General features: G+C 65.2%; 9 protein-coding genes and 2 tRNA genes. 4 read left to right on the forward strand and 7 right to left on the reverse strand.

Going from position 1 to position 22,029, the window contains the following annotated elements; all coding sequences use genetic code 11:
* Window positions 1-3,675 (forward strand): DUF3387 domain-containing protein (locus tag KF791_20045; protein MBX3734876.1); only part of this gene is annotated, 3,675 nt, incomplete at its 5' end.
* 24 nt (window positions 3,676-3,699) lie between these two features.
* A complete protein-coding gene (locus tag KF791_20050; protein ID MBX3734877.1) occupies window positions 3,700-7,233 on the forward strand; it encodes a hypothetical protein in 3,534 nt (1,177 codons plus the stop codon).
* Between the two features lie 393 nt (window positions 7,234-7,626).
* Here the strand turns inward: KF791_20050 and KF791_20055 are convergent.
* The 5 genes from KF791_20055 to KF791_20075 all read right to left on the reverse strand — a co-directional run bounded on the left by KF791_20055 (window position 7,627) and on the right by KF791_20075 (window position 10,317).
* Window positions 7,627-7,702: transfer RNA gene (locus KF791_20055), tRNA-Glu, on the reverse strand.
* 15 nt (window positions 7,703-7,717) lie between these two features.
* A tRNA-Lys gene (locus KF791_20060) sits at window positions 7,718-7,792 on the reverse strand.
* A 173-nt stretch (window positions 7,793-7,965) separates the two neighbouring features.
* On the reverse strand, window positions 7,966-8,940 hold the full coding sequence (locus KF791_20065) for a 2-dehydropantoate 2-reductase (protein MBX3734878.1): 975 nt from the start codon (window positions 8,938-8,940) through the stop codon (window positions 7,966-7,968).
* A 106-nt stretch (window positions 8,941-9,046) separates the two neighbouring features.
* Entirely contained in the window at window positions 9,047-9,334 is a 288-nt protein-coding gene (locus KF791_20070; GenBank protein ID MBX3734879.1) for an HU family DNA-binding protein, read from the reverse strand.
* A gap of 128 nt (window positions 9,335-9,462) precedes the next feature.
* Complete coding sequence (locus tag KF791_20075) at window positions 9,463-10,317, reverse strand: aldolase (protein ID MBX3734880.1); 855 nt, start codon at window positions 10,315-10,317, stop codon at window positions 9,463-9,465.
* Between the two features lie 326 nt (window positions 10,318-10,643).
* On the opposite strand from KF791_20075, the gene KF791_20080 reads away from it, so the two are divergent.
* Together KF791_20080 and KF791_20085 are read left to right on the forward strand one after the other, a co-directional pair.
* Window positions 10,644-12,326: a hypothetical protein gene (locus KF791_20080; protein MBX3734881.1), complete on the forward strand. Its 1,683-nt coding sequence runs from the start codon at window positions 10,644-10,646 to the stop codon at window positions 12,324-12,326.
* A 23-nt stretch (window positions 12,327-12,349) separates the two neighbouring features.
* Complete coding sequence (locus tag KF791_20085; GenBank protein ID MBX3734882.1) at window positions 12,350-13,690, forward strand: phospholipase A; 1,341 nt, start codon at window positions 12,350-12,352, stop codon at window positions 13,688-13,690.
* Window positions 13,691-13,769: 79 nt separating this feature from the next.
* Here the strand turns inward: KF791_20085 and KF791_20090 are convergent, their stop codons facing one another.
* Entirely contained in the window at window positions 13,770-16,364 is a 2,595-nt protein-coding gene (locus KF791_20090) for a c-type cytochrome (GenBank protein MBX3734883.1), read from the reverse strand.
* 55 nt (window positions 16,365-16,419) lie between these two features.
* Window positions 16,420-21,942: a putative Ig domain-containing protein gene (locus KF791_20095; GenBank protein MBX3734884.1), complete on the reverse strand. Its 5,523-nt coding sequence runs from the start codon at window positions 21,940-21,942 to the stop codon at window positions 16,420-16,422.
* Window positions 21,943-22,029 lie beyond the last annotated feature (87 nt).

Here is a 22,029-nt window from a genome sequence, read left to right on the forward strand (position 1 = left end):
CGCTTCACTCTCAAAAAATCCCCGTTTCCCGACGTCAGTTGCGAAAGTCGGGGTAGAGGGGGCGGGGGGCAGCAAATGGAGCGAGTCCGCGTCATCGACTGGGAAGACCCTGCCGCGAATGATTTCCTGCTGGTCAGCCAGTTCAGCGTCACGGGCGCGCTCTACACCTGCCGGCCGGATTTGGTTGGCTTCGTCAACGGCCTGCCGCTGGTGGTCATTGAGTTGAAGAAGCCCGGCGTGCCCGCGCGCGCGGCGTTCGACGAGAACCTCACGCACTACAAGGCGGAGATTCCGCAGCTCTTCTGGTTCAACGCGCTGCTCATCGCCTCCAACGGCACGGACAGCAGGGTCGGATCGCTCACGGCGGATTGGGAGCGGTTCTTCGAGTGGAAACGCATCGAACGCGAGAACGAGCCGCGCCGGGTCTCGCTGGAGGTGATGGTGCGCGGGACATGCGACAGGGCGCGCCTGCTTGACCTGGTGGAGAACTTCACGCTGTTCTCGGAGCACAAGGCGGGATTGGCCAAGATCATTGGGCAGAACCATCAGGTGCTTGGGGTCAATGCGGCGATTGCGTCGTTGCACCGGATTCGTTCGGACTTGGCCAATCCCGCCACCCTCACCCCCGGCCCCTCTCCCACTGAGAGGGGGGAGAAGCCAAATTACCGTGGTGGGCTGCACTACGGCGGTTTGGTGGATCGGGCGCGTGAGTTACGGCAGCAGCAAACTCCGGCGGAAGACATTGCCTGGGAGTTGTTGCGTGACCGGCGATTTGAGGGGTTGAAGTTCCGGCGCCAACACCAGATTGGGAACTACATCGCCGACTTCTGCTGCGCCGAGCACAAGCTGGATGTCGAGTTGGACGGTGACGTTCACCGTTCGCCGGAAGTCGTTGCGAAGGATTCCCAGCGCGACGCCTACTTGGGCTCGATGGGATACACCGTCCTCCGTTTCCCGAATCAATTGGTCGTGGACCGTCCCGAGGAGTTTCTCAATCAGATCGCGGCGGCATTGGCTTCGCCACCCTCATCCCCGACCCTTCTTCCAAGCTCCGCACCCTCACCCAAACCTCTCCCAGGGGGAGAGGCGCGGGGAGAAGGGAGCAGCGGACTCCCCTCTACCTGTGGGAGAGGGGCTGGGGGTGAGGGTAACACACCAAGCCCGAACGGGATTGGTGTGTTTTGGCAGACGCAGGGCAGCGGCAAGAGTTTCTCGATGGTGTTCTTCGCGCAGAAGGTGCTGCGCAAGGTGGCGGGCAACTGGACGTTCGTGGTCGTGACCGACCGCGTGGAGCTGGACGACCAGATTGCCAAGACGTTCAAGGCTACCGGCGCGGTAAGCGAAGCCGAGGGCGACCAGTGCCACGCCGCCAGCGGCGCGCATCTGCGGGAGTTGCTGCGCGGGAATCATCGCTACGTCTTCACGCTCATCCATAAGTTCCAGCCCGAGAAGCCTCGGGCTGGAACACCCTCACCCCCCGCCCCTCTCCCAGAGGGAGAGGGGAGACCAGCCTCGCCCCCGTTTTCCATCTCCTCTCCCATTGGGAGAGGCAAGGGTGAGGGTGTGCAGCATGGGAGAGGGGTTGGGGGTGAGGGTCACGATGACGTCATGCCTGTGCTTTGTGACAGGCATGACGTCATCGTGTTGACGGACGAGGCGCACCGCAGCCAATACGACACGCTGGCGCTGAACATGCGCGCGGCATTGCCCAAGGCGTTGTTCCTCGCTTTCACCGGCACGCCGCTCATCGCCGGGGAGGAACGGACGAAGGACGTGTTCGGCGATTACGTCTCCATCTACGACTTCCAGCAATCGGTCGAAGACGGTGCCACCGTGCCGCTCTTCTACGAGAACCGCACGCCGGAGTTGCAACTCGTGAACCCGGACCTGAATGAGGACATCTACAATCTCATTGAGGCGGCGGAACTCGACCCCGAACAGGAGGCGAAGCTCGAACGGGAGTTGAGCCGGCAATACCACATCCTCACTCGTGATGATCGGCTGGACACGGTGGCTCAAGACATCGTGCGGCATTTCCTCGGGCGCGGTTTCGTCGGCAAGGCGATGGTGGTGTCCATCGACAAGGCCACCGCGCTCAGAATGCATGACAAGGTGCGGAGGTATTGGGCGGCGGAAGCGGACCGGGTCGAACGGGCAATTGCAGAGATGACCCGTTACCGCGATGCACCCGACGTGAGGAGACTCAAATCAAAGTCCCCGGACAAGTCAGAGCCTCCTCACGTCGGCTGCTACGATTCGGAGAGGATGCAAGAGCTTCAGCGGCGTTTGGCGGTCCTCAGGACCACCGATATGGCGGTGATCGTGTCGCCAGGTCAGAACGAGATCCTGCTGATGAAGAAGCTGGGCCTCGACATGGAGCCCCATCGGCGGCGGATGAACGAAGAGGCCTTGGACGAGAAGTTCAAGGACTCCCAGGACCCGCTGCGCCTGGTTTTCGTCTGCGCAATGTGGTTGACGGGTTTCGATGCCCCCAGCTGTTCCACGGTGTATCTCGACAAGCCGATGCGGAACCACTCGTTGATGCAGACGATTGCCCGTGCCAACCGGGTCTTTCCCGGGAAACACAGCGGGATGATCGTGGACTACGCAAACGTCTTCGTCTCCCTGGAGAGGGCACTCGCGATCTACGGTGCCGGCAAAGGCGGCGCAAATCCGGTCAAGGACAAGGCGAAGCTGGTGACCGATTTGCGCCAGGCCGTGGCTGCCGCAACTGCGTTCTGCGCCGACCGGCAAGTGGATGTGGCGGCTATGGTGCAGCTTCGCGCTGGTGACGCACGCAGGCTTGAGCAGCTCGATGATGCCGTCAACCGGCTCATCGCACCTGACGCGGTGCGCCGGGAGTTCTTCGGCCACGAGCGGCTCGTCGGAACGCTTTACGGAGCGGTCAAACCCGACCCGGCCGTCCTGGAGTTTGCCGGGCGCGTCGCAACGCTGACCGCCATCTGGGAAGCCATTCGGGCCAAGCTCAACCCAAACCCGACTGACATCACCACGGTCGTGGGCGAGGTCGCCAAGTTGCTCGACGCCTCAATCGCCAGTGTGGACATGCCCGCGGAGCCGGCAACCGTGGTGGACCTTTCGAAGATTGATTTCGAGGCGCTCCGCAGCCGGTTCGAGGATTCCAACCACAAGAACACCGACCTGGAAGTCCTCAAGGCTGCCATCCGGGCACAACTGGAGAGGCTGATTCGATTGAATCGGACCCGGGCCGACTATGCAGAGAAATTTGAGGAGCTCATTGAGAGCTACAACAACGGCAGTCGAAACATAGAGGAGCTTTTCGAAGAGTTGCTGCGGTTGAGTCGCAGCCTGTGCGAGGAACAGCAACGGCACGTCCGGGAGAACCTGAGTGAAGAGGAACTGGTCATCTTCGACATCCTCACCCGGCCCGCCCCGGATCTGAGCCCTGCCGAGCGCGACGAGGTGAAGAAGGTCGCGAAGGACCTTCTGGCGCAGCTCAAGTCGCTGCTGGTCCTCAACTGGCGTCATAAGGCCGCCGCGCGCTCCCAGCTCAAGCTGGCCATCGAGGACGTGCTCGACACCCTCCCCGCCGCCTACGACCGGCCATTGTACGCCCAGAAGTGCTCCGCCCTCTTCGAGCACGTCTATGAGCGTTACCCCGAACGGGATTTTGAGGAGCACGAGGCGGCCTGAGCCCTGTCCAGCCCGGGATCCCCAATGAAGACCAAGACGCTTTTCAAGCTTTCCGGACTGGCTACTGGGGCGTTCCTGGCCGGCCCAATAGGGGCGTGGATCGGAGCCTGTTGTGGCGAGGCGGGCTTTGAAACGGTGGCCATTCTGCTCAAGGACAGGGATCTCGAGATTGCCAAGAATGTTGGTTCCATCTTCAACAACCTACTGGCCGGAGAGTTGGGAACGGCATGGGCCGAGTCCAAAACGCCTGGTGAGAACCACCACTTCCGCCGGGCATTGGCAAAAGCACTGGTGACCTGCCTGAGCGGCACAGCCGACACACCCGGTCCGGTTCTGGGCGAGCTGTTGAGGTCTGCAACCTACGGTTCGGTCAGCCCAAACGAGAGGCAGCGTCTGGCACAGCTTGTGGCCAAGCAACGTGAACCCTTTGAGAAGGCGCTCAAGGAGTGGCCCAAAACAGCCGCACTGGAGCGGCTCTTTCCGCCCGGCCGCCCGGACGAATCCTATCTGCCCCACACGGAGGATGCCGCAGGGAAAGACCGGGGGCCAGCGCTGTGGGGCGAGTTCTACGCGCATTGCCTCTCCGGGACGGTGGCCGACGCAGAGTGGCAATCCCTTAGCGGTGGTCGGGAACTCTACCATCGCGAGGTTTCTCGTGCATTGGCGCGGCAGTTTCCCGGGCGGTTGAGCGATGTGATGCGAGATACGGATTTCACCGGATCTTGGATCGCTTTTCAGAAGCTCTGCTTCACACAAACCCAGAGGCAGCTTGCTGGGCTTGGAGACCAGTTCACGGAGCTGACTGAAGGGCTTGGGCAGCTTGCCAGCTCCAAGGATCTCCAAGAGCTGTCGAGCAGGGTGTTTGAGCGGCTGAATGGCTTGGAAGGGCGCCTGACGCAGATCGACGCCAATCTAGCCACGCTCCTCGATGCGGAGCGGGCCCGTTCGGGGCCGCCCCTGTTTGTTCCTCAGCCTGGCCGGGACGCCCTTGAGCGCGGCGGCCTTGACCGACTGCACTACTCGGCCCGCTGGATGGCATCCGTGGGCCGGGAGGACGAGCTGGCCTGCCTGAGCGACTTCCTTCAGGCGCCACAGAAGTTTCTCTGGTGGGGTGTCGTGGGGGAAGGTGGCGTCGGGAAATCGCGTCTGGCCCTCGAACTGGTCACAGATTTGAGTCCTCGCGGATGGACCGCCGGTTTTCTTGAGAGGGATACCGGATGGTTTGCTTCTCCGGCACTCGAAGCCTGGCAGCCCAGCCAGCCGACGCTCATCGTGGTGGACTATTCGCCCGCACTTGGGCGCTCCCTTGTTGATGGACTCGCCCGATTGGGCGGGCGCAGCGCGGACTTTGGACCCCGGGTACGCATCCTCCTGCTGGATCGTCCCGGCGCAGTCGGCCCCCTGTTTTCCGAACTGGTCGCCGGACAACCTGTCCCGGGCACCCGCAGCATCTTCTCACGAGCCCGGGAACATCTTTACCGACATTCCCGCAGTGCGGCGGAGGTCGCCGCTGAGGCGGCCCTAAAGGTCTCAGAAGCCGCACCGATTCGAGACACCGATCTGCTTCCACTTCGCCCTCTGCCACTCGCCAAGCAACGCATCCTGCTTGGCCGCGTCCTGTCGTCCTTGGGCAAGACATCCCCTCTGCCGTCCAAAGACGACCCGTTCTGGCGGTATGCGGAACGCCTCACCGCCAACGGCAGGCCCCTGCTGGTGCAGGCGCTGGGCGAATTCCTTTCCCGCCAACCTGCGGCTTCGACCGGGATGCCGGTCCTGAATGCAGAAACCGGGGACGCATTGCTCGACGACCTCCTTCATTTTGAAATCCGGGAACGCTGGCCCCTTTACCTCCAGGGCACGCGCCCCAATGCAGTGGACGAGGAATTGCGGCGCCTTGAGCTCGCCGTCTGCTACGTGACCTTGACCCGCGGACTCCCCCTACCGGCGGGTGCGGGAAGACTCGCAGCCGTGGCCGGCGTTCAAGTTGATCACGCCGACACCTCCCGACTCCTGAGCACCCTCAAGCGGGTTCTACACGATCAGCCCGGGCCCGACGGCACTCGCCTCATCCGACCGCTTTCCCCGGACCTGTTTGCCGTACGCTTGCTCGTCACGCGCACGCGGGCCCATCCCGACCTCGGTCACCCAGCATTCAATCTGGACAATTGGCTGCCTTTGGCATGGTCGGATTCACCGAAAGGCTGTCTCGAAACTCTCGATCTTCTGGCGCAGGACTATCCGGAGGACATGGCCAACTGGCTTACCCGGCTCGTTGCGATGCAGGATGCGGACGCTTGCCCGTTTGTGGAACTTCTGCCGGGAGTCTCCAGGAACACGGTGCCGGCTCTCGTTTGCCGAATTGGCGCACTCGGCGTGCTTGAGGTCGATCTGCCCGAGGGGCTCCTGGAGGCCGTTCGTGAATGTGCCAATCGGTCGATTGGCAACCGGTTTGGTGTGGCGTACGGCCTCGCCAAAGCGGCGGGAAGCCTGGCTGAACGCGCAGGGGGTGGATGGCGGAAGTCGCAGTTGGACCCCCTCTTGGTCATGGCATTGCAGGATCCGCTCGCTCTGGGTTTTGCACGGCTTGAGGCCAGGATTGCCATGGACGCGGTCGGCGCCTACGGCGGGGCCCAGGATTGGGTCGCGCTTGAACAATGGGCCCGCCGGCTGGAGGCGGTGGCCGCAAAGTTCCCAGAGGACCGCGAGGTGCAACTCGAGGTGGCCCGGGCGGCGTTCAACACGGCCAGCGCCTACGGCAGGGCCCAGGATTGGGTCGCGCTTGAACAATGGGCCCGCCGGCTGGAGGCGGTGGCCGCAAAGTTCCCAGGGGACCACGAGGTGCAACTCCGGGTGGCCAATTTGGCGTTCAACGCGGTCAGTGACTACGGCGCGGCCCAAGATTGGGTCGCGCTTGAACAATGGGCCCGCCGGCTGGAGGCGGTGGCCGCAAAGTTCCCAGAGGACCGCGAGATGCAACTCCGGGTAGCCAAAGCGGCGTTCAACACGGCCAGCGCCTACGGCGGGGCCCAGGATTGGGTCGCGCTTGAACATTGGGCCCGCCGGCTGGAGGCGGTGGCCGCAAAGTTCCCAGAGGACCGCGAGGTGCAACTCGAGATGGCCCGGGCGGCGTTCAACGCGGTCACCTTCTACGGCGAGGCCCAGAATTGGGTCGCGCTTGAACTATGGGCAGCCCGGCTGGAGACGGTGGCCGCAAAGTTCCCAGAGGACCGCGAGGTTCAACTCGTGGCGGCCAAGGCGGCGGCCAATGCGGCCGGCGTCTACGGCAGGGCCCAGGATTGGGTCGCGCTTGAACAATGGGCCCGCCGACTGGAGTCGGTGGTTTTCCGACTCGCCCGAGCAATCCACGATCAGGATTCCGTTAACCAGCTGTCGCAGTTGCTCGCCGCCACGTTCCAACTGGTGCAGCAGTTTCGACAGCCCGCGCTTGATGCTCTGTGGAGGCGTTGGGAGTTGGACGAAGCCCTCGGAGGAACGATCAAGGCGCTCGGATTACTGCACAGCGACGGGCAGGAGACTGGGTCTGCTCAGTCCGCATGACCGCGCAAACCTTGGCTTACCCATTCAACGTGTCTCGCGGGGCGGTGAAGGATCTGCCGCTGGGAGTGTCCAGTGGCGGGCGGGAAGGATGGACGACGGGCTTCGCGGCCATGATTCCCCCCAAAGGAACAAAAATGCGTTGTGGCTGAAAACTGGCACCAGCCAAAGGCTACGCGGGATTCCGCATCGCTGGAATCGCACGCGACGGGCCCGTGGCGGGGCTTTTGGAAGGAATCTGACCCCGGACCGGTTGCCGCTCGGAAAAGTGCCGCAATGGAGGCGCCAGAGCGTTGGCGATATCCGCGTTTCTATTCCGAATCCAATTCTGAATCCCAGCCCAGTCCAGCAACAAATGGCTTTGCAATCTGTTGTGATGAAGGTGGTTAATGGATGTGGCGACCCCACGGGGATTCGAACCCCGGTTACTGCCGTGAAAGGGCGGTGTCCTAGGCCTCTAGACGATGGGGTCGTCGCAGAAATCTGCTGGTGGGTTGGCAGGGATTTGAACCCTGGACCAACGGCTTAAAAGGCCGCTGCTCTACCGCTGAGCTACCAACCCACCTTCGAAGCCCGCGGAAACTACCGGGCACCCCCAAACGCGCAAGCGGTTTCGTGCCCCGGCGTGCGCACGTCGTTGCAGGCGGCGACCGGACTCCCAGGGGTCAGCAGCCCGGGACACCCGGCACGCCGTCCCGCAAAGTCACCGGACGGACATCCCATCCACGTCCGCAGTCACCCGGAACTGGATTCGCGCGACAGCCGTTCCAGAACTTCGCAAAGGATGCGCAACCTCGGAGCCGGCACGCCCTGGGCAACCGCATGGCGCAAGGGCTGCAGGAACATCGCATCCAGTTCCAAAGGACGCCCGAGCTCGAAGTCCACCACCGTGGAGGCCCGGTACGCCCCCATGTCGCGCGTCCGCTGGATCTGCTCATCGGCCGCCGAATAGGGAATCGCATGCCCCAAGGTGCGCGCAACGGCGATCACCTCCAGCATCAGTTCCCGCACCAACCCCGCCCATCGCGCATCCGACAGCAACCGGTCCGTCGTCAGGACCGGTTCACGCAGGATCGCCCAGGGTGACGGCGGATCGGCCCACGGCCCCCATCCCGCCACGCTCGCCACACCCAATCCGTTGAACGGAATGTTCCAAACCAGTTTTTCCCAATGCACGCGTGCCAGGTCATCCGTCACGGAACAGGGAACTCCCGACTCCTCAAAGATCCGGGCGATCGCCCGCGTTTCGGCATCCGCCGGACGCTGAAACGCCCCGAGCACAATGCGTCCGTGGGCAATATGGCGGATGACACCCGGGGCCTCCCGGTTCAGGCACACGAAACACAGGCCGCCGAAGATGCGTCCGGACCGCACCACCGCCGCCAACGCCTCCTCGTTGCCAAGGCCGTTCTGCAGCGTCAGCACCGCCGTGCCGGCCCCCAGAAGCGGCGGGATCAATGCCGGCAGTGCCGCGTTTGCCGTGGTCTTGAGGGCCACCACCACCAGATCGGCCTGCCCGATCTCCCCGGGGTCGCCGGCAATCGCGGGCCGGACGGAAAAGTCGCCACCGGCACTGAGGATGCGCACACCGTCCCGCCGGACCACCGCGAGATCCGACCGCACCAGAAAGTGCGTCTCGTGTCCCGCGCGGCACAGCTTCGCACCGTAATAGCTGCCCAGGGCCCCGGAGCCGACGATGGCGATCTTCATAAAGCGCTGACGCCATCCTAGGGACGTTGCGCCGGGTGCATCAACGAAAAGGCGGCAGCCCCGTCGCCGGGGATGCCGCCGGGCAGGCACGCCGGGTGCCCGGGAGTTACTTGGTGCCCAGGATGGAATCCTTGGCGGCCTTGGAGACGCGGAATTTCACGACCTTCTTGGCCGGGATTTTGATCTCCTGGCCCGTCGCCGGATTGCGCCCCATGCGCGCCTTGCGGTTCACAAGGACCAGCTTGCCGACGCCGGGGAAGGTGAAGGTGTTCTTGGCGTTCTTGTACGCCAGTGCGGCGAGGTGGTCGAGCACCGCCACCGCCTGCTTCTTCGTGATGCCGGAGTGGTCGGCGAGGGTCGCGGCAATCTGGGACTTCGTAAGGGGTTTAGCCATGGATGGAGAGCTGTTCTAGTTGTGTTTTAGCCGTATCTTACTAAGAACGGGGTGCGGCGGGTTTAAGGCCAGTCCTGCGCGGCGGCAAGGGAAAAGCCGACCAATTTCGAGAAAAACCGCCGTTTCCCTCACGCATTTCCTGCGGATCCGGAGGGCTGCAGATGCACCGCGGCCCCGGAGGCGGTGGCCCCCTCGTGAACCAGCGCCATCAGGGCGCGCGTCATCCCCGCCGGGTTGGCATGCTGGATGATGTTCCGCCCGTACACGATGCCGGCCGCCCCCTGCTGCATCAGGACGGCGGTACGGGTGAGAATTTCCTCGTCGGACGCCTTGCCGCCGCCGCGGACCAGCACCGGGATGCGACCCGCCATCTCAATGACCCGGTGGTAGATGCCCACATCGTCCGTCGGGTCTGCCTTGATGATGTCCGCCCCCAGTTCGCACGCCTGGCGCACCAGCGGCAGGATCTTGTCCGGGTCCCCGTCCACCATGTAGCCGCCCGCCTTGCTGTTGGGCTGAAACACCAGCGGCTCGATCATCAGTGGCATTGCATGGCGGTCGCAGGCCGGTTTGATCCGGAGGATGTTTTGCAGGCACTGGTCGGTCACCTCGGGTTCGCCCGGGATCCGGAACAGGTTGACCACCACGCACGCCGCATCGAGGCGGAGCGCCTGGTCCACCGGAGCTTCGATCATCCGGCTGAACAGCGTCCTCGGCAGCTCCGTGCCGTACACATTCGCCACGTCCGTACGCAGCACCAGCGCCGGCTTGTTGCGGCCGGGCAGCGACTGGAGGTAGTGCGCCTGCCCCACCGTCAATTGCACCGCATCCGGCGCGGCGGCAACCACGGTGCGCACGGCGGACTCCAGGTTCTCGATTCCCTGAAGAAAGCCTCGCTCGTTGAAGAACCCGTGGTCCATCGCCACGTCGAAGCAGTGCCCGGAACTCGCATCAAACAGTCGGTTGAGACGGTAAGACTTCATCGGAGGCCGTATTCCGGACTCCGACCCGGCCATTGCCAACAGAATTCCGCGTCAAGTGTCGCATTGGCGTGCGCGAAGCGTCTTGGAGTACGCGCGGCCCTCCGCCGTTTTCGGTGCGAGGCGGCGCGCAACCGCGGGGCGCCAATGGGAGGGTCAGTGTGTCGCTGTCCCTGGATGGGTCCGCGCCCAGCCGGGTGGAGTCGTCACCGGGCGGTGACGTGGAACGTCGTAGTCCCGGACCTGATCGGGGACGGCGGCACGCCATCCCTCCCCGGGGTGGAGCTCGCCCGTTGGCTCGCTACGCGTCCCCCGATACGCTGCACCCCATGTGGATTCAAACCACCAATGGAGCTTCTGCCGCACGGCTCCTCACTGCCGTGCAACTGGCCGGGATCGCCTTGGCCATGGCGGACAGCCCGCCACTTGCGTACTGGCCGATGGACGGTTCCGGCGCCGATGCTTCGACAAACGCATGGCATGCCTCGACCTCCGGCGTAACGTGGGTTTCCGGAGCCGGGGCGGCCCTCGACGGCAGGACCGCGCACCTCGAGGTGCCGGCGGCCGCGGCACTTCAGTTGGGTGTGTCGGACTTCACGGTCGCCCTGTGGATGCGGGTTCATCCGGACTCGGGCGCTTCGTCGGGAGACTTGGTGAGCTGGTACGACCCCGTCCGGCGCCAGGGCTTCAACCTCGGACTCCAGGACCAGTCTGGAACCTGCACCTCGATGGCCAACACCCGGAACCTCTTCTTCGGGATGGATGCAGGAACGGAACCGCGGTGGACCGATTGCGGACGGCCCGGAAACAACCGGATGGTGTTCGCGCTGAGTGTCCACGCCGGCGACTTGTATGCGGGCACGTTCGAGCATGGGGCCGAGGAGGCGGGACGCGTCCATCGGTACGCCGGTGGGACGGACTGGGAAGACTGCGGGGCCCCCGACCGCTGCAACACGGTCTCGGCGCTGGGTGTCTTCCGGGGCCAACTCCACGCCGGGGTGGCGCGGTACAGCGGCGTGGGATCACACTTGGCGCCCTCCCCCAACGAGGCGCCGGGAGGCCGGGTCTACAGGTACGCGGGCGACCGGCGCTGGGAGGATTGTGGGCGACCGGCCGGGGCGGACGTGGTGTGGGGAATGACCGTGTTTAAAGACGCGCTGCACGTCAGCGTGATGGACCTCCCACCGCGTCACCTCACCACGCCCCGTCAGGGCGTGTACCGGTACGCCGGCGGTACGCGATGGATCTGGTGCGGCAACCCCGGCGGCCGCCTCGCCCCGCTGACCGTGGTGGGCGGGCACCTGTTCGCCGGCGGATTCAACGGAGGCACCCTGGGCGGCGTGTTTCGCTATGAGGGGGGGACCAACTGGTCCGCCTGGGGTTCACCGCCGCAGGTGGACCAGACCTATTCCTTCGCTGTCCACCGCGGCGTGCTGCACGCCGGCACGTGGAAGGAGGGCCGCGTTTACCGGTTCCCAGGTCCCGGTCAATGGGAGGATGCCGGCCGGCTCGGGAGCGAACTCGAAGTCATGGGGCTGACCCATTTCAACGGCAAATTGTATGGCGGTACCCTGCCCCTGGCGCAGGTGTACCGGCAGGACGAGGGCGGGTGGACGCTCACCGGGCGGCTGGACTTTTCGGAGACCGAGTATCGGCGCGCCTGGTCCACCGCCGTGTACCAGGGACGCCTTTTCTGCGGCACCCTTCCCTCCGGCCACGTGCACGCCCTGGAGGCCGGAGTTGCAATCAGCCACGATGCTGCACTTCCGGACGGGTGGCACCACGTCGCCGCCACGCGGGAGGCGGGGCGGTTGAGCCTCCACGTGGATGGACGCCTTGCGGCGCAGTCGAAGCCATTTCCCTCCGGGGATTTCGCACTCCACGCGGGCGTGCCGCTGCGGCTGGGCTTTGGGGAGGGCGGCCGGTTCCGCGGCAATCTGCGGGAGGTCCGACTGTATCGTCGGGCCCTCACGGCCGGGGAGGTGGATGCCCTGATGAAGGACACCCGCTGACGCAGCACCCTCGTCCCCGGACGATGAGCGCCCCGCAGCGGGCGGAGTCGCGGATGAATCCGGGCTTCTGGCGTCTTCAGGTTTTCAGGACACTCTCCAGAATGGGGGCAAACTGGGCACGATGCATCTGGTGGGTGATCTGGCTGAGCGGCGGGATTGGATGCCTTGCAGCGACGAATCCGGTGACACCGTTGCTGGTCGCGCCGACACAGGCGGTGGCCGGCTCGAATGCAACCGTGTCCCTCGTGGTGCTGAACGCCGGCGCCGAACCCTTGCGCCACCTATTTCCCGCCGCGTTTCCGGGCCGCCTCATTGTGGACGGCACGACACTGGACATAACGCTCCGCCGTCCTGAGGCCATCGAGGTGGTCATTGCTCCGGGGACCTTCTCCCTTCAGGTGTACGCCCTTCCGCTGCCGAGCCGTCCGGGCGACCGTGTCGAGGTGGAACTGGCGGAGGGATCCGGACAACGCGTCACGGTGCGGATCAAACCCGATCCCGAATCCCACGCCGGAGCAGCGGCCGATCCGGTGGCGGCATCCCGTGGCGCCGGTCAGGGCGCGGTCCATCCAGATCCCCTGGATAGCAGACCGCAGGCACTTCCGGCGGATTCCGCGGCGCTGGACTTCTTTCGCGCACATTTTTTCCCGTACGAGCCGATGTATCTCATCGCGGGCTGGGAGGATCCCAAGGTGAAGTTCCAGTTCAGCTTCAAGTATCGGTTCCTCAATGCCGACCCGGACGCGCCGGGTTGGCTGGCGCGCCAGGTTCCCGCCCTCACCAACCTTTACGCCGCCTACACCCAGACATCACTCTGGGACATCTCCGCCCCCTCGGCGCCGTTCTACGACACTTCCTATCAACCGGAGATTTTCTTTCAAAGACAGCGGCTGGACCGCGGGCGGTGGGCAGACTGGTTTGCCATGGATCTGCAGGGCGGCCTCCGCCACGCCTCCAACGGACAGGATGGGGACGATTCCCGATCCATGAACGTGGCCTACATCATGCCCACCTTCTATTTCGGCGATCTCGACTCCTTTTATTTCCGTCTGGCCCCGCGGATCTACAGCTACATTGGCGATCTCGAGGACAACCCGGACATCGCCGACTACTACGGCCACGTGCAGTTGCGGGCGATGCTGGGGTGGGCGGACTCCGTCCAGTTGGCCGTCATCGGGACGATTGGCGACGGATTCCAACACGGCAGTGCGCAAATGGACCTCACCTATCCGCTGTACCGTTCCTGGGGGCGCAATTTCGCCGTCTACCTGGACCTGCAGTACTTCATCGGCTACGGCGAAACCCTCCTGGACTACGACCAATACAGCAGTGTGTTCCGCATCGGCTTCTCGCTCTGGCGGTGAGGGGAACGTCGAAAGTTCTGCGTCGGTCGCCGCTGGGGACGCCCCGAATCCCGAGCCCGTCAAGGTCCGGAAGGCCCCATCAGGGCAATGCCAGCAGCTCGGCTTCGGTCCAGGCATCCTCGCGCTCCGAATGCGCCTGGCGAACCGCCGCCACGGTCTCCACGAGCACCGGATCCGCCTCGTGGCCCCATTCCCGCCGGATGTAGGTCAGCAGGTCGGCAATCGGGCCATCCCCAAGGGCCCCGGCAAAGCCAGGCATGGCCAGATTCCAGACCGTTCCATTGACGGTCAGGGCATCGCGAACTCCATGAAGCGCGATCCGGATGAGCCGCTGCTCGCTGCCCGTTGTCCACTCCGAACCTGCCAGGGGCGGCGCCAGGCCCTCCTGCCCGCGGCCATGCGGCTGATGGCAGGCGCCGCAGATGAATGGATACAGTTCGCGACCCCGCTCGAAGCTCTCCAGCGCGGGCCCGGACAGCGGCGGCACCACGACCGGGGGCACGTACCCCGGCTTGCCCGGCCAGACCAACAGGACTTCGAGCCGTGCGACATTGCCGACAACATCCGGATGGGTGATGGCGCGCAGCCGCGCCAGTCCCGGCGGCTCCGACTCGAAGACCACCGGGGTCACAGGCGCCGATGACTGGCCGGGCCGCGGCGGGGCTGGCAGCGTGGCGACCATGCCGTCGAGCAGGCTCCGTTGCTGCCAGCCGCCCCCCGGGCTTCCCGCGATCACCCACAGCAACCGGGCAATACGCGCTGGCTTCGCCTCGACGGTCACGCAGCGCGACAAGCCCGCCAACAGCGCGACATGACCGTCCTGGACCGCACTGCATTTCGGATCTGCCACAAGGGCCTCCAGGAACTCAAGCTCGCGTCCCCCGACGCCACTGAGGACCGCGTAAACGTGCAGGGTGTCCGGCGCGGTGTTGAGCAGCAATGCCCTCAGGATCGCGTCGGCCGTCGGCGTGCCTGCCTTGCCCAGAGTGAGCATCAGCTGCAGTTGCTCCCCTGCCGGGACGAGTCCGGCGCGGCGGAAGATCATCTTCAGGGCGGTGTCGCGCTCCGGCCCGTCCAGCAGGCGCTCCGTCAACCTCAGGGCCGCTGATCGTACCGCTCCGTCCCCGTCGCCCAGCGCCGACTCGATCGTCGGAAGGTCCAGCATCCCCAGCCCTTCCAAAGTCCAAAGTGCCGCAAGGCGACCGGGAGCGGATGTGGCATCCGTGCGGATCAATTGACGGAGCATCGGAGCGGCCGTCGGGTCCGCCCGCTCCACCAACCGCTGCTGCGCGGCGTCGCGCCAGTACCCGTTGGGGCCGGCAACCCGGGCCACGAGGTCCGCGGTTGCCGGGTTCGTCCCCAGGCTGAGCATCCGGCCGGCCGGCCGGTTCGTGTTCACCACGCGCCAGATCCGCCCGTGGTCCACCGGGGTGATCAGGTCCCGCGACTCCAGCTGGCGGCGCAGGTAGCTCGTGAGGTAAATCCGGTGCTGGATCAGGCCGCGATGCAGGTCGAGGATGTAGAGCGCACCGTCCGGCCCGTTATGGAGGTTGACCGGACGGAACCGCTCATCGTCCGAGGTGAGGAATTCTGCCTGGACATAAGCGTTGGTGGCGGTGAGCAGGCCCTGATGGTTGAAGATCCGGTTCCGCCGGACGAAGTTCCCGGTGGGTTCACACAGGAAGACATCGCCGATGTACTCCGGGCCAAACTGGTCCCCCCGATACACGACGGGGCCGCAGGCCCCGGTGAACGTCGCCAGGTGTCCCGCCGGAGTGAGCTGGCCGGGCTGGTATCCGCGGTTGACGCCCGGGTTGACGCGGGACGTCCACACCCGCTGGTCCTTCGACAACTGCACATTGGCGCCAAAGGGCGACTGCAGATTGCCATTGCGGGCCAAGTAGGTGTCCGGGATCAACTCGGCCCGCAACTGATCGGAGTTGGAGTTGAAGTACAGGCGTCCCCGGTCGTCTTGCGACAGACCCCACTGACCACGGAACTGCGTCGGTCCGAAGCTCCAACGGGTCGGACCGCCATTCCACCGCATCCGGCCGGTGTGGTTCGCCGAGTATACCCAGTTGTCGCGAGCCCACAGCAGCCCGTTGCTTGCGTGCTCGGGATTCGACAACTCTCCGAGGCCCGGGTCGTTCTGGGTCGCATAGTCCGAGGCGATCTCGATCTTCTCATCCGCCCGGCCGTCGCCATTGGTGTCCCGCGCAAACCACAGACGGGGTGGCTCGGCGATCACCGCTCCGTCCCCGGTGAGCAGAATGGCCCGGGGCATCACGAGTCCGTCCAGAAAGACGATCCGATGGTCCATCCGGCCATCGCCATCCGCATCCTCCAGGATCACCACGGAGCCGCTGGGTTCCGTCTCGGTGGATCCCTCGACATCGTTCATATACCCGCTCATCTCCACCACCCAGAGACGGCCCTGAAGGTCAAACGACATCGCGACCGGTGAGTGCACCATCGGCTCCGCGGCCACCAACTCCACGCCAAAACCCGCGGCAGGCCGGAACGTACGCTGCGCCGCCTCCGGATCAAGCACCGGGGCAGGCGGGATGCGGTCCGCCGGGACCATGTCCGGTTGGGCCTCGCCGGGACGGTCCCCATTCTGGCCCAGCGCGGATAAACCCGCCAGCAGCGCGGGAATGAGACGGTGCACCTTCATGAAACCGGATTTCGGGTTTGAATGTTGAGAAGCCTGTCCCCCCGGAGCCAGAGGCTCAATAGGGGAGCGGGGTGATGGAATTCGTGATGGCGCGGACCCGGAGGAAGCGGGGTGCCGGGGCATCGAGGGGCATCAGGTCCAGGACCGTGACCCGCCGCCACCCGTCACCGCCTTCCTCGTGAAGCACGACAACCGGGGCCTCAAACCAGTCTGCAAGGTCGGGAGACGCCTCCACCAGCAGATGAACTCCCGGGACCATCGGGACGGTATGGACATAGGTCAGTGTGCCGTGAGGGCTCCCATCGAGCCACACGACATCGTGCAGGGACGCCGGACGCTCCCGACCGATCGGCAAGGCGGACACCAGATCGGTGCCAATGGCTCCTGGCGTCACCGTCGGGGAATTCATTCCGAATCCCGCGGAAGCCAGCCCTAAACTCGTTCCCGACGATCCGGCCGGGTGCGTCTCCACCCGCAGGTAGTCGTACTGGATCCAGTAGGAGAGGCCGGCACCGGACGGTCCCGTGCGGACAATTTCGATGCTGTTGGCTCCGGGACTGGCCTGAACTGCCGTGGCCAACACGTCCATGACGCGTGTTGCCGGTTCCGACACCCGCCCCGACCACAGCACCGTCCCCACTCCGGCCCGGTTGCGGAACCGCACCACCATGTCGTGGTCCCCGAACCCGGGCTGCTTCACCGAGTTCAACATCCAGCCTCCGCTCACCAACTCGATCGTGACGTGCAACCGTGCTCCGGCTGCCACCTGGGCCGGCACGAGAACCAGATGCACCCGGTTGGTCCGGTCCCCAAGCGTGTGGGCACGCTCCCAGGCCCACCACGGCTCATCATTGGGCACCTGAAGTTCACCTGTCAGTCCGTTGAACCCTGACGGGTAAGTCCCGGCGAAGTAATAGTCATCGTCCGCACCCGGATTGGTCCCGGCCTCGTATCGCGCATCTCCCGGCACGCGGCTGACTTTGCCCGGCGGTGCGTCGTTCTTGCCGTTCTCAGCGCCGAATTCCGCCGTGGGCCGGTACGGGAGCACCGCCGCATCATCATCCACCCCCAGCATCCACGTCGTGCGCGCCAACTCGACGGCCGGGACGGTGATGTGGAAGGTCTTCGTATCGCTCAACGGGGGCGTTCCGCTGTCGGTAACCTGCACGGTCACCGCATATCGTCCCGAAGCCTGGGTTGGCATCGGCGTCCAGCGGACCTCGCCGCAAAGGCTCACCGTCAACCCTGTCGGTCCATTCACGAGGCCGAAGACAACCGTTTGTCCCGGATCATCCGAGTCGGTCGCGTCCAACTGCAACGAGAGCGGCATCAAGACCTCCAGGTCGAGGTCCTCCACCGCAAACAGGGTCGGCGGCGTGTTCCCGCCTCCGTCCAGCGCCTCGACCCGGAGGTAGTCGTACTGGATCCAGTACGAAACTCCGGTGCCCGACGGACCCGTGCGAACGATCTCGATCGTGTTGGCCCCGGCACTGGCCTGCACTGCGGTCGCCAGCACCTCCACCACGAGATTCGTGGTCTGGGACACCCGCCCCGACCAGAGCACCGTGCCCACGCCAAGCAGGTTACGGAATCGCACGACCATGTCGTGGTCGCCAAACCCGGGCTGCGACACCGAGTTGAGCATCCAGCCTCCATTCACCAACTCCATGCTGATGCGCAATCGCGCCCCGACCGCCACCTGACCCGGCCCGAGCACCAAGTGCGCCCGGTTGGTCCGGTCGCCCAACGTATGCGCCCGCTCCCACGCCCACCAAGGCTCATCATTGGGCACTCGACGCTCGCTGGTCAGCCCATTGAAGCCGGCCGGATATAAGCCGGCAAAGTAGTAGTCGTCGTCGGCACCCGGATTGTTCCCGATCACGTACTCCGGATCGTTGGTGAGTCGGGATACCAGCCCGGGAGGCGCATCATTCTTTTTGTTCTCACTGCTGAACTCCGCCGTCGGCCGGTACGGCAGCACCGCTGGATCATCATCCACCCCCAACATCCACACCGAACGCGCCAGTTCGACGGGCGGGTCGGTGACCGAGATGTTGAAACTCTTCGTATCACTCAAGGGGGGTGCACCACTGTCGGTGACCTGAACCGTTACCCGGTGAACGCCGGGCGCCTGGGAAGCCGATGGCGTCCATTGAACCGAGCCGTCGGAGCTCACCGTCATTCCGACGGGCCAGCTCACCAACCCATACGTCAAGCTCTGCGCCGGCACGTCGCCGTCGGATGCCGTCAATTGCATCGTGAATGTGCCCGGGACGCTCACCTCCTGGTCAGCGACTGTTGCCAGGGCGGGCGGTGTGTTTCCTCCTCCATTCAAGGCCTCGACGCCAAGGTAGTCGTACTGGATCCAGTACGAGAGGCCGGCGCCGGATGGCCCCGTACGAACGATCTCGATGGTGTTGGCGCCGGCGCCGGCCTGAACTGCCGTTGCCAGCACCTCCGCCACCAGATTGGTGGTCTGGGAGACCCGCCCGGACCAGAGCACCGTGTTGACCCCATGACGGTTTCGAAACCGCACCACCATGTCATGGTCTCCAAACCCGGGCTGCTTCACCGAATTCAACATCCAGCCTCCGCTCACCAACTCCATGGTGATGCGCAATCGCGCTCCTGCCGCCACCTGGGCCGGGGCGAAAACCAGATGCACCCTGTTGGTTCGATCCCCGAGCGTGTGGGCGCGCTCCCAGGCCCACCACGGTTCATCGTTGGGCACCCGCAGTTCCCCGGTCAATCCGTTGAAGCCTGCAGGGTACACCCCGGCAAAGTAGTAGTCATCGTCCGCACCCGGATTGGATTCGGCCACGAACTGCGGATCTCCCGGGAGCCGGCTGACTCTGCCCGGTACGGCGTCGTTCATTCCGTTCTCCGCACCGAATTCGGCGGTGGGCCGGTACGGGAACACCGCGGGATCATCGTCCACCCCCAGCATCCAAACCGTGCGCGCCAGTTCGACGGCCGGGGCGTTCACCGTGATGTTGAAACTCTTGGTGTCACTCAAGGGGGGCGTCCCGCTGTCGGTGACCTGCACCGTCACCGGATGAACTCCGGGAGCCTGGGAAACCGATGGCGTCCACTGGACCACACCGCCAGAGCTCACGGTCAAGCCGGCAGGCCCGCTCACCAGCCAATAGCTCAGGGTTTGTGCCGGCGTATCCCCATCGGTGGCCGTCAATTGGAGCGTCATGGTGCCCTCGACACTCACCTCCCGGTCGGCGACGGCCGCCAGAGTTGGCGGCGTGTTGGCTCCTCCATTCAGGGCCTCGACCCAGAGGTAATCGTACTGGATCCAGTACGAGAGGCCGGTGCCCGACGGGCCCGTGCGAACGATCTCTATGGTGTTGGCCCCGGCACTGGCCTGCACTGCGGTTGCCAGCACCTCCACCACGAGATTCGTGGTTTGGGACACCCGCCCCGACCAGAGCACCGTGCCCACGCCAAGCAGGTTACGGAATCGCACGACCATGTCGTGGTCGCCAAACCCGGGCTGCGACACCGAGTTGAGCATCCAGCCCCCATTCACCAACTCCAGGCTGACGCGCAATCGCGCTCCGACCGCCACCTGGTCCGCCACGAGCACAAAATGGGCCCGGTTGGTCCGGTCGCTGATCGTATGCGCCCGCTCCCAGGCACACCACGGCTCGTCGTTGGGCGCCCGCCGCTCCGCCGTCAGCCCGTTGAAGCCAGCCGGGTATACGCCGGCAAAGTAGTAGTCATCATCGGCTCCCGGGTTGCTTCCCTCCATGTATTCCGGATCCCCGGGCAGGCGGGACACCAGACCCGGAGGTGCATCATTCCTTTTGTTCTCGCTGCTGAATTCCGCGGTCGGTCGGTACGGGAGCACCGCCGGATCGTTGTCGAGCCCCAGCATCCACATCGTTCGCACCGTTTCTGCACCTGGGGCGTTCACCGTGATGTTGAAGGTCTGCGTATCGCTGAATGGAGGACTCCCATTGTCGTTCACCCGCACCGTCACCGGATGGACCCCGGGGGCTTGGGCCGCGGTCGGCGTCCAACGAACCAGTCCCGAAGCACTCACCGTCAACCCCACCGGCCCGGTCACCAGCCCATAGGTCAGCGAATGAGCCGGCACGTCGGGATCCGTCACCGCCAACTGCAGCGTCCATTCCCCGAACGCCGCAGCCACCAGGTCACCGGGTTCGGCGAGAACCACCCGAGGCCGATTCGGCGGGGCCTGGATCCAGGCGATGACGGTTTCGACGGCGTCGCGATCCACCACGTTCTTCGCCAGGGGCGGCATGCGGTGCGGCGCGCTCGCCGTGTTCATCCGGCGCAGGAGGACCGACCGCTCGGGATCCTGCAGGACCACCACCCGGGATCCACTCACCCCGAGGGTGTCCACCACCGGACCATCCAGAATCCCGGCGGACTCCAGCGGGGTCTCCGCCCGGGCGTCCCACTGCGACTGCCCCGCAGGCCCACCCGGCCGGTGGCAATGCGAGCAATTCGAGTCGAGGTAGGACCGGACCCGCCACTCCAGCGGCGATGTCGCCGCGCTCACGGGCACCAACGGGGTCACCGGGGCCAGGAGCGAGGCGTCCACCGGCGGGTCAAAATAGCCCACGTGATTCCAGGCCCGGATCTGATTGTCCTCCACTCCGGTCTCCGGAAAGTAGTGGTTCCGGTGGCTCTGCCGGGCGGAGACGCCGAGAACGCCGCCGGCTGCCGCCGTGTGGCATCGTCGGCAGTCCTCCCGCCCCGGATAGAACCACGTCTGCAACCAACGCTCCCGGAAGTCGAAGCGTGCCGAGGCCAGCGCCCCGGACCCGTTGTGCGCCGTGAGGGCCAGCCCGAAATAGACCGTGTCGGGAAGGAGGAGGTTCCTCGCGGCGATCTCCTGCCAGGCATGGCCGTCGTTGCTGCTGTAGGCAGTCCACAGATGGCCACTGCGGCGGAGCCGCAGCCAGGTGTCCGGGTAGCTGACCCGGGGGTTGGGCTGCGGCGGGTAGATGGCCACCGCCGCCGCGCCCGGGGTCTCGCGGAACTGGAATTGGAAGCCTCCAGTGTTGTGGTTTCGCGACGCGTTGTTGGGAAAGACCAGGGCGAAGAGGTGCCGCGCCTCCGGTGCCAGCGACTCGCGAACCATCAGGCCGGCCTTGGTGTACAGATCGGTCGGCGTCAGCGATTCGATGCGGACGTGAACATCAAAGTCGCCGGTGCGCTCCTGGTAGGCGAAGCGAAACTGGTCGCTGGTCCCCCAGATGTCGGTGCCGCCAGCAGTCAGTTCCCAGGCGTCTCCGCGGCGCACCGTGGAACCGGGAACCGGATTGCCGATGTCCACACTGCTCAACGGCCCGATCTGCTGGGACCCGGTGATGGGAATCTCCTCGCTGACCGCTCCATGGACAATCTCCGCATCGGACAGATCCTCACGCCATCGGTAGCTGGCACCGTAAACCGACCCGTTGGTATCCCGGACCAGCAGCCGGGTTTCGAGCCGGCGCCGGAGGGTGGTGTCGGCCTCGCTCACGGGCAGCTCGAAGTGCTTCACCCAGACCGACCCGGCGGGAAACGACCACTCCCCCCGCTCGGAAAAACGCATGTGCGTGCCGTCGGGGATGCCCATCCAGCGCTCCTTGTGGGCGCCGTCCGACCACAGGGGCGAGCCGACCTCGTAATGGACCAGCCC

The sequence above is a fragment of the Verrucomicrobiia bacterium genome (assembly GCA_019634635.1).
GTDB lineage: Bacteria > Verrucomicrobiota > Verrucomicrobiia > Limisphaerales > UBA9464 > UBA9464.

Bases quoted from the DNA above. Each gene is read 5' to 3' on its own strand.
- KF791_20065 (MBX3734878.1), bottom strand. From the start codon at position 8,940: ATGAAGATCGCCATCGTCGGCTCCGGGGCCCTGGGCAGCTATTACGGT.
- KF791_20075 (MBX3734880.1), bottom strand. From the start codon at position 10,317: ATGAAGTCTTACCGTCTCAACCGACTGTTTGATGCGAGTTCCGGGCAC.
- KF791_20095 (MBX3734884.1), bottom strand. From the start codon at position 21,942: ATGCGTTTTTCCGAGCGGGGGGAGTGGTCGTTTCCCGCCGGGTCGGTC.
- KF791_20085 (MBX3734882.1), top strand. From the start codon at position 12,350: ATGAGCGCCCCGCAGCGGGCGGAGTCGCGGATGAATCCGGGCTTCTGG.
- KF791_20070 (MBX3734879.1), bottom strand. From the start codon at position 9,334: ATGGCTAAACCCCTTACGAAGTCCCAGATTGCCGCGACCCTCGCCGAC.
- KF791_20080 (MBX3734881.1), top strand. From the start codon at position 10,644: ATGTGGATTCAAACCACCAATGGAGCTTCTGCCGCACGGCTCCTCACT.
- KF791_20090 (MBX3734883.1), bottom strand. From the start codon at position 16,364: ATGAAGGTGCACCGTCTCATTCCCGCGCTGCTGGCGGGTTTATCCGCG.
- KF791_20050 (MBX3734877.1), top strand. From the start codon at position 3,700: ATGAAGACCAAGACGCTTTTCAAGCTTTCCGGACTGGCTACTGGGGCG.